A 15451-nucleotide genomic window follows, 5' to 3' on the forward strand; every position below is an offset into this window, starting at 1 on the left:
TAAATCAAACCCCAAACCGAGCCGGAAACTCCAATCTTCAAAAGCACAAATAGTCTCAAATCATTCGACGACGGACACAAGATGCAGGCCGGTCGCACGAGCTTCGAGCCGTTCGCCAATCTGGCCTATGTCCGGCTTCATACTGACGGATATGATGAGGACGGTGTTGCCGGTCTTCACAGCGACAGCGACAATAGCGATGTCACCTACACGACGCTGGGTCTGAGAGCCGCGACCGATCTGACGCTTGGCGGTATCGCCTCGACGTTGCACGCAACGGTCGGCTGGCAGCACGCGGTCGGGGACACTACTCCCGTTGCAAATCATGCATTTACCGGTTCGGATGCCTTCACTGTAGCGGGTGTACCGATTGCTGAGGATGTAGCCTTGATTGAAGCTGGTCTGAACTTCCAGTTCAGTGAAAACGCTTCGCTTGCAGCCGGTTACAAGGGGCAATTCGGTGATGGAGCCGTGCGAAACGGCTTCAACGCTTCGTTCAAAGTGAAGTTCTAGGCTCATAAAATTTGTGACGATTGTTGCTCATGGCAACGATCGTCACAAATGAAGATATGGCAATTACTTCTGTTCGGGTGCCGTTGTCTGAATGCTGGCAGTTGTTTGAGGCTTCTCCATCTTCGTGGAGGATTGGGCACTATGATAGGTGCAGTCTGCCATCGCCGCTGTAACCGACAGAGCGAGGACAGCGGTAGTCACGAATACGACTTTCATGTCTGTCTCCCTTCAGTTTGGATGTGGCATTGCAACGGCAAGTTTAGCAGAGCCTGATCGTCCTGTCGCATCACATCGTTCGCCAAAAACCGCCTGCCTCATTTTCGCCATGATTTTGTCGGGCGTTAGCCATAATTTTCGACGGTAAAATGTATTGGTTCTCGTCGCAAAAACGTATTTGGCGCGAAAATCGCGCCAAATCATGGTTCTGCCTTAATGTGATTTCGCCCCCGTTCAGGAGGCGCAGCGGCTCACCACTGCGCGCTTGCCGCCGAGCGACAGGAACGAGATATGCAGGGACTGGCCGACGGGTGAAATCGTGATGTTTTCATTCGACTGTTGGCCGTTGGCGGTGCAGGACATGGCCACGGTATACGTCCCTTCGTAATTGTTCATCCGCGTGACCGAACATTGGCTGTCGCGGCTATCGAAACGCTCGCCGGAAATGGAGAACCGCTGGCCATCGGAGCTGCACCAGTTGCCGGTGATGGGTGTAGGGTCGACGGGCGGCTTTGCGAGGGCGGCACTTGCCGACGGGCCAGGCGTCGTTTCGGAACATGCAGTCAATGCTGTGACAACGAGGGCGAGGGCAAGCAAACCGGGTTTCTGCAACAATCTTCTCCTTCATGCATCGGACAAGCCCCTCCTAAAAAATGAGATTCGGGCGATATCGCGACGCGAAGAAAATAAATCCGCTGATTACATGAAAAGGGCCGGATTGCTCCGGCCCTTCTGTTTGGACATAAGGGAAGACTCCGGATTATTCACCCGGAGCCAGATGCGGGGCTTCGATCTTCGCGCCTGCATGCTTCAGCGGACGTTCTCCGGAGAGCTTGCGGATCAGCACATAGAACACCGGCGTCATGAAGATACCGAAGGCCGTCACGCCGATCATGCCTGCAAAGACCGCGATGCCCATGGCCGAGCGCATTTCAGCACCGGCGCCGGTTGACGTGACCAGAGGCACCACGCCCATGATGAAGGCCATCGAAGTCATCAGGATCGGGCGCAGACGCAACCGGCTAGCCTCGACTGCAGCCTGCACGACGCTTCGTCCGGACAATTCCAGCTCGCGGGCGAATTCCACGATCAGGATCGCGTTCTTCGCCGATAGTCCCACAAGGACTATCAAGCCGATCTGGGTGAAGACGTTGTTGTCACCTCCCGTCAGCCAGACGCCGGTGAGTGCTGCCATGATCCCCATTGGCACGATCATGATGATCGAAAGCGGCAGGGCAAGGCTTTCATACTGTGCAGCCAGCACCAGATAGACCAGCAGCAGCGCCAGCGGGAAAACGAGGAAACCGGAACTGCCAGCCAGAATCTGCTGGTAGGTCAAGTCGGTCCACTCGTAAGCGATGCCCGGAGGCAGGGTTTCTTCCGCGATCCGTTCGATGGCAGCCTGAGCCTGACCGGACGAGAAGCCGGGAGCCGGGTTGCCGTTGATATCGGCGGAAAGGAAGCCGTTATAACGGATGGCGCGTTCTGCACCCACGGTCTGCTCGACTTTCAGAAGAGCCGACAGCGGGATCATCTCGCCCGACTGCGAACGAACCTTCAGCTTGCCGATATCCTCGGCATGGCTGCGATAATTCGCATCGGCCTGAATGCGCACGCTGTAGGTCCGCCCGAAGGCATTGAAGTCGTTGACATAGAGTGAACCCAGATAAATCTGCAGGGTTTCGAATACATCGGTCACCGCCACACCAAGCTGACGTGCCTTCGTGCGGTCAAGATCGGCATAGAGCTGCGGCACATTGATCTGGTAGCTCGAATAGAGACCGGCCAGCTCAGGTGTCTGATAAGCCTTGGCGAGAAACGCCTTGGTCGCATCGTCAAGCGCTTTGAAGCCAAGTCCGTTGCGATCCTCAAGCTGAAGCTTGAAGCCGCCTGTCGTGCCGAGACCCTGAACGGGCGGCGGCGGGAACATGGCGATGAAAGCATCCTGAATGGCACCGAACTGCTGGTTCAGGTCTGCCGTGATTGCATTGGCTGAAAGCTCCGGCGTCTTGCGCTCCTCGAACGGCTTCAGCGTCACGAAAACGATGCCGGAGTTCGACGAATTGGTGAAACCATTGATCGACAGGCCGGGGAAGGCGATGGCATTGGCCACGCCCGGATGTTTGAGGGCAATGTCGCTCATGCGGCGGATCACATCTTCCGAACGGTCGAGCGTTGCCGCATCCGGCAATTGCGCGAAGCCGATCAGATATTGCTTATCCTGTGCCGGAACGAAACCACCGGGCACCGCACGGAATAGCACGAAGGTGACGCCAAGCAGCACGACATAGAGACCCATGACCAGCGACTTGCGCGAGAGAATGCTGCCAACACCGCGTCCATAGGCTTCCGAACTTGCACCGAAGAACCGGTTGAAGCCACGGAAGAACCAACCGAACGCCTTGTCCATGATGCGGGTAAGCCGATCCTTCGGCGCATCGTGACCGCGCAGCAGCAGGGCTGCCAGAGCAGGCGAAAGCGTCAGCGAATTAAACGCGGAGATCACCGTCGAGATCGCGATGGTGAGAGCAAACTGACGGTAGAACTGGCCGGTCAGGCCGGTGATGAAGGCAAGTGGCACGAAGACCGCAACCAGCACCAGTGCAATGGCGATGATTGGCCCGGACACTTCCTGCATGGCGCGATAGGTTGCCTCGACCGGCGACAGGCCCTGTTCGATGTTGCGCTCGACATTTTCCACCACCACGATGGCGTCATCGACCACAATGCCGATGGCAAGCACAAGGCCGAAGAGGCTGAGCGCATTGATGGAGAAGCCGAACACATACATGACCGCGAACGTGCCGACGATGGAAACGGGAACGGCAACCAGCGGAATGATCGAGGCGCGCCATGTCTGCAGGAACAGGATGACGACGATCACCACCAGCACGATGGCTTCGAGCAGTGTGTGAACGACCGACTCGATGGAGGCTTTCACAAAGGCCGTCGTGTCATAGACGATGTCGAAATCCACACCCTCCGGCATGGTCTTCTTCAGATCGGCCATGGCGGCGTGGACGTTCTCAGAAATCTCAAGTGCATTGGAGCCGGGGGCCTGGAACACGCCCATGCCCACAGCCTGCTTGTTGTCGAGCAGCGAGCGCAGCGAATAATCGGCAGCTCCCATTTCAACGCGCGCAACATCGCCCAGCCGGGTGATTTCACCTTCGCTGCCCGATTTTACAACGATGTTGGCAAATTCTTCCGGTGACTGGAGACGGCCTTGCGCATTGACAGAAAGCTGAAGGTCGAGACCCGAAACCGACGGCGATGCACCGATGACACCGGCAGCGGCCTGAACATTCTGCTGGCGGATGGCATTGGCGATGTCGCTTGCGGAAAGTCCGCGCTCGGCTGCCTTCTGCGGGTCAATCCAGACACGCATCGAATAATCACCGCCGCCGAATATCTGCACCTGACCGACACCCGGAACACGGGCAATGCGATCCTTGACGTTCAGAACGGCATAGTTGCGCAGATAGTTCACGTCATATCGCCCATCGGGCGAAATAAGGTGAACGACAAGCGTGAGATCGGGCGAGCTTTTGGCGGTTGTGACGCCCAGCGTGCGCACTTCTTCCGGCAGGCGTGGTTCGGCCTGCGAAATACGGTTCTGCACCAACTGCTGGGCCTGATCGGGATCGGTGCCAAGCGCGAAAGTGACGGTCAGCGTCATGACGCCATCGGCGGTCGCCTGGCTCTGCATGTAGAGCATGCCTTCGACACCGTTGATCTGTTCTTCAAGCGGCGTTGCGACGGTTTCGGAAATAACAGCCGGGTTGGCGCCGGGATATTGGGCGCGGACCACGATCTGCGGCGGCACGACTTCCGGATACTCCGAGATCGGCAGACCTGTCATGCCGATCAGACCGGCAACGAAGATCAGGACCGACAGAACGCCAGCGAAGACCGGGCGGTCGACGAAAAAGCGTGAAAAGTTCATCTGTTTATCCCCCTTAAGCGGGAAGGCAAAGACTCTCCTGTCCCGCGGGAACTTGCGTTCTCGCGGGTTGATGAGGCTGAGTTCTTGCGTCTAGCGCGCGCCGTAAGACGCGCCGTTTCAACTAATTCTTGGCAAGTGTTTCGGTGACAGGCTGCGGTACGACGACCACGCCCGGACGAATGCGTTGCAGGCCGTTGACGACGATGTTCTCGCCGGGCTTCAACCCGCTTTCGACAATGCGCAGGCCGTCATAATTGCGACCGAGCACCACCTGCCGGTATTCAACCTTGTTATCCGCGCCGACCACGAAGACGAATTTCTTGTCCTGGTCGGAAGAAATCGCCCGGTCGCTCACCACCAGTTTTTCATCCGGTTCCGGTTCGCCGAAACGAATGCGGACAAACTGGCCCGGTATGAGCCTTCCATCCGGATTGTCGATTGCCGCGCGAACGCGGATCGTGCCGGTCGTGGCATCGACTTCATTGTTGATGAGCTGGATATGGCCGGAAATCGGAGTGCCTTCATCGGAAGCGGTGCCGATCTGGACGGGAATGCGCTCGATGGCACTTCCGCCGGGTGAGGCGGCAAGCTTGGCAAGCGCCTTGGTGACGACTTCCTCATTGGCGCTGAAGCTTGCATAGATCGGATCGACCGAAACAAGCGTGGTCAGGACCGGCGAGGCGGAACTTGCGGCAACCAGATTGCCCGCCGTGACTTCCAGCCGTCCGACGCGACCGGAAATCGGCGCGCGCACTTCCGTATATTGAAGGTCAAGCTCGGATGAACGAAGTGCTGCCTTGGCGGAACGCAGGCTTGCCTGCGCCTCGTCATAGGCGCTGGAGCGCTGGTCGAGGCCGCTCTGGGCAATGGTGCGGGTGGTCACGAGCTGACGCCCGCGTTCCAGTTCCGTTTTGGCCAGCGCAACGCGGGCTTCTTCGGCTGAAACCTGCGCTTTCGCCTTTTCGACCGCTGCTGCATAGGGCTCGGGATCGATGGTGACGAGCAGGTCGCCCTGCTTTACCAGCGCACCTTCGCGGAAATGAGCTTTCAGGATAGCGCCGCCGACGCGCGGGCGAATTTCAACCCGGTCAATCGCTTCCAGACGACCGGAAAATTCTTCCCAGCTCACGATGCGTCGCGATTCCGCCTTGGCGACCGAAACCGGTACGGCAGGTGGTGGAGCGGAAATATCGGTTGCGGCGTCGGCCTTGAGGTGTGGAACACCAAAGAGAATGGCGCCGCCGCCGGCTGCAGACAATAGGATACTCAGGCCGGCGCCCCAGAGGGCCCGGCGGGCTGTGATCGATGTCATTGTTGTATCTCCTAGAGCATAATCCGACCGGAGTGGAACGAGGATCGGTCAGATTATGCTTTCAATAAAGGAGGTTAGAGCTTCGCTCTAACCGGTGGGGGCCGGCTTCAATGTGAGCATCAGATCAAAGCTTGGGAGGACTTCAAAACTGATGTTATGCTGCGATTGGCTTTGCTCCTGCCTGCCGGAAGAAATCGGCAAACAGGTCGATAAGTTTATGTTCCTGTGGCGACCAGTCGGTGCCCGCCACCTTGTTTTCGGGTATCCAGCCGGCTTTTCCGGGCAGGACATGAGACTGAACCTTCACGCCCGCCTGACGGAGACGCTCGGCATAGGCCTGCGTTTCATCGCGCATCGGACATTGGGCGCTGGTGACAAGCAAAGTGGGTGCCAGGCCAGCAAGACGCGTACACAAGGCGGGTGCAGCATAGGGGTGGGTGAAACCCGCACACTCGCCCAGATAATGCTGCCAGCCATCCGACATCGTCTGGACGGCGCTTTCCGGGCAATATTTGCGGAAAGACGCCGTGGCAAGGCAGGGGTCTAGCATGGGCGAAAGCAGTATCTGACCCTTGAGATCGGTCAGATATTGATCGCGCGCCATGAGGGCCACGCCGGCAGCAATATTACCGCCCGCCTCTTCACCGGCGACGAACAGCATCGACTTCTTGTGCGCAAATTCAGGGCAACGCTCGCGCATCGAAGTCAGAATGGAGTAGGCTATCTCAAGCGCCGCCGGGAACGGGTTGAGGCAGGCCGACGAATATTCCGGCGAGACGACCACCGCACCTGCCTCGGCAAGTGTTTCGGCAACGCGTTCGCAAGCGCCAAGGCAGTTGACCGAGAAAGCCCCACCGTGAAGGTGCAACACCACCGGCGGCGGAGAGAGCAATTTGGCGCCCTTATAAATGCGCGCCGTGCAGTTGGTGTTACCCGCCTGCATTGTCTCAACCGTAAACTTCTCACACATCTTTCCTGGCCTTCATGTATAGCGGCAAACCGCCATGGTTAGATATTATCATTGTCTATAGACTGGAATAGTCCCCTATAATTGGTTACACTGTCCAGAATCTCGAACAATGACGGCTTTTTGATAATGGACCAGCTTTCGGCCATGCGCGCTTTTCTCCGGGTTGTTGAAACCGGTAATTTCACGCGCGCCTCCGCCTCGCTCAATATGCCCAAGGCGACGATCAGCAATCTCATCCAGGGATTGGAAGCCCATCTGCGTACAAAACTCCTCAATCGTACGACCCGCCGTGTTCTCGTAACACCGGACGGCGCGCTTTACTATGAGCGCGCAGCGCGTTTGCTGGCCGATCTCGCGGAGCTTGACGGCAGCCTGTCGAGTGCCCAGACCTTGCCGAAAGGTCGGCTGCGCGTTGAAATGGCGAGCGCGGTCGCCAATCTCATCATCATTCCGGCGCTGATCGAGTTTCACCAGCGCTATCCCGATATCCAGATCGATCTCGGCGTATCGGACCGGCCTGTCGATTATGTGGCGGAAAATGTCGATTGCGCCATTCGTATCGGTGAGTTGACCGACCAGTCGCTGATTGCGCGCCGCATCGGCGACATGCATTTCACTGCCTGCGCTTCCGCCGAATATCTCGACCGCTGTTCCACGCCGCTCCATCCTTCCGATCTGAGCCGTAACTGCACGGTGGTTGGCTATTTCCGGCCCTCGACGGGCCAGCAGATGCCCTTCCGTTTCAAAAAGGGGACGGAGGAAATCGAGGTCAACGGGCGCTACGTGGTGGCGGCGAACGAATCGACCACCTACCTCGCCGCCGCGCGAGCAGGGCTCGGCGTGGTGCAGGCACCATTGTTCATGGTGCGCGAGGATCTTGAAAACGGCACGTTGCGCCCTGTCCTGCAGGAATGGGAAATCGAACCGATGCCGATCTATCTGGTCTATCCACCAAACCGGCATCTCAGCAACCGCCTCCGCGTCTTCGCGGACTGGGTCGTCAAGACCGTTGCAAAGTCTCAACTGACCGATAGCTGACGCATCTGCAACTTTGTCGGGAACAAAACCGCTTCAGATTCATTTACTTCGAGCGTTTGTCCGGGAATCACCGGATGATCAGCTGTGTCCAGGTTTCCGGTCGTCACAAATCGGGAGTTTGGGGGCATATCGATTTTCAACGATTGGAGTTCATTATGGGGATTTTCGATAAGATTAAGAACGCCATTTGGGGAGAGGCACAAGCGGCTACTCCTGGGACGGAAACGGCTGCACAGCCTGCGCCGACACCAACCGCTTCACCTACTGCCGCCGCTCCGGCGCCATCCGCATCCGCACCCGCTTCGACGGGCGCCGTCGATGTCGGCGCCATTCTGGACGCTGCTGTTGCCAAAAGCGGTCAGAAGCTCAACTGGAAGACTTCGATCGTCGATCTGATGAAGGCCCTTGGCCTCGACAGCAGCCTGGAACACCGCAAGGAGCTCGCCAAGGAGCTGGGCTATACCGGCGATACGGGCGATTCCGCGACCATGAATGTCTGGCTGCACAAGCAGGTCATCCAGAAACTCAAAGATAATGGCGGCAAAGTACCCGCCGGATTGTAATCAGGAGGGTTCCCGATGGGAAGCGCAGGAATAGGCTGGATTGCGGCAATCATCATCGGCGGTTTGGCCGGCTGGATTGCCTCCAATTTCATGAACAGCAATACCGGGATATTCATGAACGTCATACTCGGTATCATCGGCGCAGCCGTAGCGAGTTTTATCTTCGGATTTCTCGGTGTTTCGTTCGGCGGCTGGCTGGGCTATCTGATCGCGGGCTTTATCGGTGCCTGCATATTGATATGGCTGGGCCGATTGGTAAGTTAGCAAAAAGGCGCCGCAAGGCGCCTTTTTCTTTGCGGGATTAATTCCGAGTCCGATGCTCTGCGAGAAAAATGCGGTCATCCCGATTGGAGCAGATTACCGCGAAGATGATCGCCAGAGCCGCACCCAGAAACGTATCGAGGATACGTTCGGAAATCATGCCGTCGTGCGGCACTCCCGGTGTCGCCAGATAGGTCATCAAAAGCGCCATCGGCGTCACCAGAATCTGTCCCAGCGCATAATTGCTGCCGATAATGACTTCGGTAGCGAATTGCAGTCCGGCCAGGATTGCAATGACGGACCAGAGGCTGGGCCCTTGCGCAAGCACCAGCCATGTAATCAAAGCGCCCAGAAGAGTGCCCGCCATGCGCTGCAAGGCCCGGTTCATGCTGATGTGCAGATGCGCACCCTGCATCACGGCGACAGCGCCCATGGCCGCCCAGGCGGGATGCGTAGCACCCAGAGCATGGGCAGTCAGGGCAGCAATTGCGGCACCAAGCGCAATCCGACCAGCGGCAACAAGCCGGTGAGCGGCCGGTCGCGACGGCTCGGACGGAAACGGTCTTTCCGGCGACGCCTGATGACGAAACTTCTCGGTCAGGGCACAGATCAGGCAGGCGAGAGCCGAGACAATTGCCGTCGCGGCGGTGCGCTCGAAGACATCATGCAGCGATCCGACCGGCGCCATGGAGGCACCGGCTGCGAAGATGAATATGAGCGCGCCGGGCGGCCCGAATTTTCCGGTGACAGTTATGAAAGAGAAGATGCCCGCGGAAAGTGCCAGCAGCACAAGCTGGCCGGGCAGGGGCAAGCCGACCCATGTGGCGAGCGACATGAAAAATACCGCGAGCGTCTGGCAAATCGCGCACAGGAAGACGATCCATTCGCGTTTTGCCTCCGGAGCGAACCGGCCAAACAATGCGACAAGTGAGCCAAGCGAAGCAAAGCCGATCAGATGCGACCACGAGGACAGGCTGACCAGCGGAAGCGCGATAGCGACGGTGGCGGCAGCCTGAAGCCCGGCAAGCGACGAGTTTCGGAGCGAAGGCTGGCCAGCAAGGGCAATGCTTTCCCGAAACTGCTGCGGCTTCAAAAGATTATAGGCGGCGTGGCGCCGCCCGGAAAGAAATCCATCCGTTTTCATTGTTCTGGGTCCTGCTCGCGGTCGGATTGTATCTGCGACAGCCGGTGCTCGATGCTGTCGAAGCTGCGAAGTATGGTTGCAATGTCATCGTCCGACAGATCGGCAAGCATTTCTTTCTCGCCTTTTGCCAGTTCCTGACGAATTTCGGCGACCCGCTTTTCCCCTTGCGCCGTGAGATGGACCAACCTTGCACGACTGTCCCTTTCATCGACGCGGCGTTCCGCCAGGCCTTGACGGCATAGAATGTCGAGAAGGCGCACGAGGCTGGAGCCGTCTATCCCGACCAGGGCAGCCAGTTCCTTTTGCGTCAGGCCGCCTCCTGTCTGGTGAAGATGGACAAGGGGAACCCAGGTCGCATCGGTCAGTCCGGCTTCGGCAAGCCGGATGTCAAGCGCACGCCGCCAGCGCCGCGCCAGCAGTGAAAAGCGAATACCAAATTGGGAACGGGGAGTGTCTGAAATCATGCAATGATTAAGGCATAAAATAGTTTGAATTGCAAATCAAATTATAATTGAGGGCGCATGGGGAGCGACCGGAACGGGATCGACCGTTCCGGCGTAACGGTTCAGAGATTGCCTGTTGTGCGTGCGATGACCTTGATTTCAAAGTCGAAACCGGCAAGCCAGTTGACGCCAACCGCTGTCCAGTTGGGAAAAGGTGGATCGCTGAAAATCTGGTTCTTGATCTGCATGATGGTTTCGAACTGGTTTTCTGGATCGGTATGAAAGGTGGTCACATCGATGATATCGTCGAAGGTGCAACCGGCAGCCTTCAGCGTTGCTTCAAGATTTTCGAAAGCGAGCTGAACCTGCTTTCCAAAGTCTGGTTCAGGTGTTCCGTCGTTGCGACTTCCAACCTGACCGGAGACGAAAACCAGATCGCCTGAGCGGATCGCGGCGGAATAACCGTGCGCTTCATAAAGGGCATGGCGGTTGGCCGGAAAGATAGCCTCTCTTTTTGTCATTCTCGTTTTCCTTCGTCGTGTTGCGGCGTGGGTCGCTGGGAGAATTTACCCGTTCGTGGCTTCACAAGCGGTCGGTTTATTTGATATACGCCATGTATATTAAACAGCACATATACGGCCTGTATGTCAATTCATATACGTATCGTATATAAAAATGGGTGTGATAATGGCGGTGAACCTGCGCATCAAGGCGATGGAAGAAAACCGGGTGAAGCTGATTGCAGCGGCCCGGAAAGCTTTTGCGGAAAAAGGTTACGCCGCCGCCTCAATGGATGAATTGACCGCTGAGGTGGGCCTGACACGCGGTGCGCTCTATCACAATTTTGGTGACAAACGTGGGCTTTTGGCAGCCGTGGTTAGCCAAATGGACAGCGAAATGGCTGCGCGTGCGCAAGCGATTGCTACGCGCGCCGATAATCTGTGGGAGGGGCTTCTGGCGGAAGGGGTCGCCTATATGGAGATGGCGCTCGATCCGGATATCCAGCGCATCGTGCTGCTCGATGGACCGGCGTTTCTCGGCGATCCATCACAATGGCCGAGCCAGAATAGCTGTCTGCAAGCGTCGCGGCAGAAGATGGCGAAGCTGATCGAGCAAGGCGTGTTGAAACCGGTTGACCCGGAAGCCGCCGCGCGATTGCTCAACGGCGCTGCACTGAATGCGGCGCTCTGGATTGCTGCCAGCGACGATCCGAAAGCCGTTCTTTCCAAGGCGATTGAGGCCTTTCAGTCACTCGCGACCGGCCTGCTGGCAAAACCGGTTTAGGGTCAGGACCTTTTGACGGAAATGGCGCCTGAAATGACAGGAGCAGATCGCGAGTTATTTCAGTGTCCAGAGGATGTGGTCCATCCGCCCGGCTACTTCATCGAAAAAGCTCGGAAATGAACCACATTTCCTTCGCCTTTTCTCCTCGTGTCCAAACGGATGGCCTCGTACCATTTTCACCAAATTAATAGGTCCTGCCCCCTAGATATCTGGCAATCCGGTTGACGGAGATGTGGTAATTGTTCAGTTTTTATTGACTTGTTATATTAGGAAAACAGAACAAACCGATCCCGACACGGAGACCCTATGGCGACTGAAGGACTTGGACAGACACTTGGGCCTGCTGTGGTTCTGCTTGCCGCCGGTGTCGTGGCGGTGCCGCTGTTTCGGAAGCTTGGTCTCGGTTCGGTGCTGGGGTATTTCGCTGCCGGTGCCCTGGTCGGGCCGTCGGTTTTCGGGTTCTTCACCGACCCCGCAACGATCCTGCATTTTTCCGAGCTTGGCGTGGTCATGTTCCTGTTCGTCATCGGACTTGAAATGCGTCCCGGCAAGCTCTGGACAATGCGGCAGCAGATATTCGGTCTCGGTCTTGCACAGGTTCTAAGCTGCATTGCCCTTCTCACCGGCGCGGGCGTTCTTCTGGGCTTGTCGCCGGTAACAGCCCTGATTGCCGGCTCCGGCTTCGTCTTGTCTTCCACAGCCGTCATTATGTCGATGTTGCAGGAGCGGGGGGAAATAGCCACGCCGGACGGCCAGAAGGCCGTCTCCATCCTCCTGCTCGAAGATCTCATGATCGTACCGCTACTGGCACTTGTCGCCTTTCTTTCACCTGCTCAGCATGAATCTGGCGGGGTTTTGGGTATTGCGATAGCCATTGGCGCCATTTTGCTGCTGATTGCTGTCGGGCGCTGGTTGCTCGATCCGTTCTTTTCGTTACTGGCGCGGGCCCGGACACGGGAGGTTCTGACAGCGGGCGCCTTGATCGTCGTGCTTGGCGCTGCCTTGTTGATGGAAGCGAGCGGGCTTTCCATGGCAATGGGCGCCTTCCTGGCCGGGGTGATGCTGTCCGGTTCCAGTTACCGGCATCAGATTGAAAGCGACATCGAGCCGTTCAAGGGGCTCTTGATGGGGCTGTTCTTTCTGGCAGTCGGCATGTCGCTCGATCTTGGCGTGGTAGCATCGGATTGGCCGTCGGTTCTCATCTTCCTTGTCGCCTATGTGATTACGAAGGCAATCGGCATCTATGCTGTCGCCCGTATTTTCGGCTCCAGCCATCATTCGGCGCTCGAACGGACACTGCTCTTTGCGCAGGGCGGCGAATTCGCCTTTGTTCTCTATACGTCGGCATTCGGCAACGGGCTGATTTCCGCGCGAGACAACGCCCTTTTTTCAACCGTCATCATTTTGTCGATGGCTGTGACGCCATTCGTTCTTATTCTGGGTTCCCGGCTTTTGCGTGAGGAAGCGCCGTCTCTCGAAGGCATTGAAGCCGCGCACAATCTCAAAGGCCGTGTACTGATGATCGGCTTCGGGCGGTTCGGGCAAATCGCATCGCAATTGCTGCTCGCACAAAGGTCGGATGTTTCGATTATCGAAGCCGATCCCAACCGCATCCGTGAAGCCGGGCGGTTCGGTTTCAAGATATTCTATGGCGACGGATCGCGGCTCGACATCCTGCATCACTCAGGCGCGGACGAAGCCGAAATCATCATGGTCTGCGTGGACGACCGGAAGACGGCCAATCGGATTGTCGAGCTGGTCAAGTCCCATTTTCCGGCGGCAAAGCTCATGGTGCGTTCCTATGATCGTACGCATTCCATCGAATTGCTCAAGGCAGGAGTGGATTTCGAGCTGCGCGAAACATTCGAATCCGCGCTCCTTTTCGGAAAGGAAGCTCTTTGCGAGCTTGGGCTGGACGAGGTGGTCGCAGAAGACACGCTGCGCGATATTCGCATGCGCGATGCCGAACGGCTGACGGCGCAGGTGCAGGGCGATATCTATTCCGGTGCCGATCAGCTGCTTACCGGCGTTCCTGTCCCTGAACCTCTGACGCCTCCCGGCAAGATTACGAAACTCGCCGGGGAAGAAGGTTCAAGCTGAACAATATGCTTTGAAGTGCCGAATTAGCGCATCCCGAAAAGTGTGAAACGGCTTTCGGAATAAGATGCGCGTCAAAACAAACAGGTAGAGCGTCGATCTGATTCGAACAGATCGAAATGCGCTCTAGTCCCGCACTGCCATTTGCAGTTCGGCCTGACGCCCCAGTGTCGTCATCCATTCGCTGTACTGGGGGTTCCGCTCGATCTGGCGCCCGTAATGCCTGCGCAATGCGGCTGTCAGTTCGCCTTTACGCCCAAGCTGTTCGTCCGCAAACCCGATCATCTGGGAGTTCGGCCAGGCCTGCGGGCGAATGGCGACAAGGCGGGTGAAGAGGCTTTCGGCCGTCTCGTCCTGATTGGCCTGCGCCATAAGCGAAACCATCGCCGCCGTCGAGCGCGACACGCCCATGTGGCAATGGACCAGCAGATGGCTTGGCGCTTCCGGGTTTTGCGCGGCAAGGAATTCCGAGCCGAACTCGAGGATCGCACTCATATGATCTGGGGTCGGCATTGTGTGGTTGTCGGCGGCATTGATGATGTCATGAAAACGCAACGTCACGCGATGATGTCGCTCGAAAGTCTGAAACGCATCGAGTTCCGGAAGGTCCGGATCGACCAGCGAAAGAACATGGGTGACTTTGCGCGTCCGCTGTTCGGGTAGTTCCTGAATTCCACACACGGTCAGTTGCGGGGCGAAATGCACAGTCATGCCAGTCTCCTTGGATTTCAGTTATGCCGTCCAGAGCATTTCCTGTTTTTTTGAATCATCAGGAATGGTCTATCCATTTGTTTTTACACACATCTTTTTCCGAAGGCCGCTTTGCGCTTTTCGGAGTGCGCTCTGGTTTGAAAATGACGGGATGGTGATACATCGCATAGACGACATTTTCATGTTCGATGTCCCGAGCCCGTCTCATCGTCGTTGGTGCTCCCAAGCCCCATACCGCCGCCCATGCCACCTCCCATTCCCATGCCGCCGCCTTTCCCGCCTTCGCCCTTCGCGCGGTCATCCTTGCCGCGTCCACTGCCGCTCGACGGTCGTGTCGGACCCTGAGACGGGATTTGCAGATCCAGCGGGATAGGATCAAGATCAAGGGCGGTGCGAATGAAATTGCGCAATGACGTGACCAGCTCACCCGTATGAACCGGGTGTCCTGCCACCAGTTCGCGGGCCGCCTTTTCTGCAAGCCTTACATGCTCTTCCGTCCCCAGAAGAAGAACATCCGAAAGTGCCGCCTCGACAGAATCGCGAATACGCCGGCGGCGCTCGGAATGCGCAACGATCTCCACCGTCTCGGCTTCTTCCGTCTCCGGTGGATGCCGTAACTCGCGCAAATGGCGCGGATCGACGGAAAGGTCGCCCGTAAACGAACCGCCAAGCGTCTTATAGGCAGCGATGAGTGTCTTCAGCCGTTCGTTGATCTGGCGATTCATGCGCTCGCGTCGCTGTTGTATCGTCAACATCATAAGCAGACGGATGCCAACGCCGATCAGCGTAAAAAGTGCGAGGCCCAACAAAGTGGCTGTCAGACTTTGCCAGGAGCTGAAATCAATGCCGCGCAGCGAAAATCTCCATGGGGAAGGTGTACGGTTCCTACTAAAGCCCGAAGTGTGGTGCGTTGCAACACTTGTTGCGGCTACAGGCATGTTCATTTGGGCCGT

Annotated in this window: 16 protein-coding genes; 6 read left to right on the forward strand and 10 right to left on the reverse strand. The window is 57.3% G+C overall.

Features of this window, described 5'->3' with window-relative positions; genetic code table 11:
• Window positions 1-81: 81 nt before the first annotated feature.
• A complete protein-coding gene (locus HWX93_RS18385) occupies window positions 82-513 on the forward strand; it encodes an autotransporter outer membrane beta-barrel domain-containing protein (RefSeq protein ID WP_176038219.1) in 432 nt (143 codons plus the stop codon).
• A gap of 63 nt (window positions 514-576) precedes the next feature.
• Here HWX93_RS18385 and HWX93_RS18390 read toward each other — a convergent pair whose 3' ends face one another.
• The 5 genes from HWX93_RS18390 to HWX93_RS18410 all read right to left on the reverse strand — a co-directional run bounded on the left by HWX93_RS18390 (window position 577) and on the right by HWX93_RS18410 (window position 6957).
• Window positions 577-729, reverse strand: coding sequence for a hypothetical protein (locus tag HWX93_RS18390; RefSeq protein ID WP_155723819.1), 153 nt, complete (start codon window positions 727-729; stop codon window positions 577-579).
• A gap of 234 nt (window positions 730-963) precedes the next feature.
• Window positions 964-1341, reverse strand: a complete 378-nt coding sequence (locus HWX93_RS18395) for a hypothetical protein (protein WP_176038220.1) — start codon at window positions 1339-1341, stop codon at window positions 964-966.
• A gap of 148 nt (window positions 1342-1489) precedes the next feature.
• Window positions 1490-4675 carry an efflux RND transporter permease subunit gene (locus HWX93_RS18400; protein ID WP_176038221.1) on the reverse strand — a complete coding sequence of 1062 codons (3186 nt, stop codon included), beginning with the start codon at window positions 4673-4675 and terminating at the stop codon, window positions 1490-1492.
• A gap of 121 nt (window positions 4676-4796) precedes the next feature.
• Complete coding sequence (locus HWX93_RS18405; protein WP_176038224.1) at window positions 4797-5987, reverse strand: efflux RND transporter periplasmic adaptor subunit; 1191 nt, start codon at window positions 5985-5987, stop codon at window positions 4797-4799.
• 154 nt (window positions 5988-6141) lie between these two features.
• Window positions 6142-6957, reverse strand: coding sequence for an alpha/beta hydrolase (locus HWX93_RS18410; protein WP_176038225.1), 816 nt, complete (start codon window positions 6955-6957; stop codon window positions 6142-6144).
• Window positions 6958-7083: 126 nt separating this feature from the next.
• Between HWX93_RS18410 and HWX93_RS18415 the strand changes: the two genes are divergently transcribed.
• The 3 genes from HWX93_RS18415 to HWX93_RS18425 all read left to right on the forward strand — a co-directional run bounded on the left by HWX93_RS18415 (window position 7084) and on the right by HWX93_RS18425 (window position 8822).
• Complete coding sequence (locus HWX93_RS18415; protein WP_109988128.1) at window positions 7084-7995, forward strand: LysR family transcriptional regulator; 912 nt, start codon at window positions 7084-7086, stop codon at window positions 7993-7995.
• A gap of 155 nt (window positions 7996-8150) precedes the next feature.
• Window positions 8151-8558, forward strand: a complete 408-nt coding sequence (locus HWX93_RS18420; protein ID WP_109988070.1) for a DUF3597 domain-containing protein — start codon at window positions 8151-8153, stop codon at window positions 8556-8558.
• A gap of 15 nt (window positions 8559-8573) precedes the next feature.
• Window positions 8574-8822, forward strand: a complete 249-nt coding sequence (locus HWX93_RS18425; RefSeq protein WP_010659353.1) for a GlsB/YeaQ/YmgE family stress response membrane protein — start codon at window positions 8574-8576, stop codon at window positions 8820-8822.
• Between the two features lie 37 nt (window positions 8823-8859).
• Here the strand turns inward: HWX93_RS18425 and HWX93_RS18430 are convergent, their stop codons facing one another.
• The 3 genes from HWX93_RS18430 to HWX93_RS18440 all read right to left on the reverse strand — a co-directional run bounded on the left by HWX93_RS18430 (window position 8860) and on the right by HWX93_RS18440 (window position 10927).
• Complete coding sequence (locus tag HWX93_RS18430; RefSeq protein WP_176038227.1) at window positions 8860-9963, reverse strand: FUSC family protein; 1104 nt, start codon at window positions 9961-9963, stop codon at window positions 8860-8862.
• The gene (locus HWX93_RS18435) at window positions 9960-10427 is read right to left on the reverse strand and encodes a MarR family winged helix-turn-helix transcriptional regulator (protein ID WP_176038228.1); all 468 of its coding nucleotides are present in this window, start codon (window positions 10425-10427) and stop codon (window positions 9960-9962) included. Before HWX93_RS18435 ends, HWX93_RS18430 begins: the two co-directional genes overlap by 4 nt.
• Window positions 10428-10528: 101 nt before the next feature.
• Window positions 10529-10927, reverse strand: coding sequence for a RidA family protein (locus HWX93_RS18440; protein WP_176038229.1), 399 nt, complete (start codon window positions 10925-10927; stop codon window positions 10529-10531).
• A 166-nt stretch (window positions 10928-11093) separates the two neighbouring features.
• Here HWX93_RS18440 and HWX93_RS18445 point away from each other — a divergent pair, with 166 nt between their 5' ends.
• Both HWX93_RS18445 and HWX93_RS18450 read left to right on the forward strand, forming a co-directional pair.
• Window positions 11094-11690 carry a TetR/AcrR family transcriptional regulator gene (locus HWX93_RS18445; RefSeq protein WP_176038230.1) on the forward strand — a complete coding sequence of 199 codons (597 nt, stop codon included), beginning with the start codon at window positions 11094-11096 and terminating at the stop codon, window positions 11688-11690.
• Window positions 11691-11996: 306 nt separating this feature from the next.
• The gene (locus HWX93_RS18450; RefSeq protein WP_176038231.1) at window positions 11997-13790 is read left to right on the forward strand and encodes a monovalent cation:proton antiporter-2 (CPA2) family protein; all 1794 of its coding nucleotides are present in this window, start codon (window positions 11997-11999) and stop codon (window positions 13788-13790) included.
• Window positions 13791-13913: 123 nt separating this feature from the next.
• On the opposite strand, the gene HWX93_RS18455 is transcribed toward HWX93_RS18450, so the two are convergent.
• Window positions 13914-14498: a tyrosine phosphatase family protein gene (locus tag HWX93_RS18455; RefSeq protein WP_176038233.1), complete on the reverse strand. Its 585-nt coding sequence runs from the start codon at window positions 14496-14498 to the stop codon at window positions 13914-13916.
• Between the two features lie 179 nt (window positions 14499-14677).
• Window positions 14678-15442 carry a hypothetical protein gene (locus HWX93_RS18460; RefSeq protein ID WP_235969141.1) on the reverse strand — a complete coding sequence of 255 codons (765 nt, stop codon included), beginning with the start codon at window positions 15440-15442 and terminating at the stop codon, window positions 14678-14680.
• Between the last annotated feature and the right edge of the window lie 9 nt (window positions 15443-15451).

The organism is Brucella tritici, from assembly GCF_902825325.1.
Classification (GTDB): Bacteria; Pseudomonadota; Alphaproteobacteria; order Rhizobiales; family Rhizobiaceae; genus Brucella.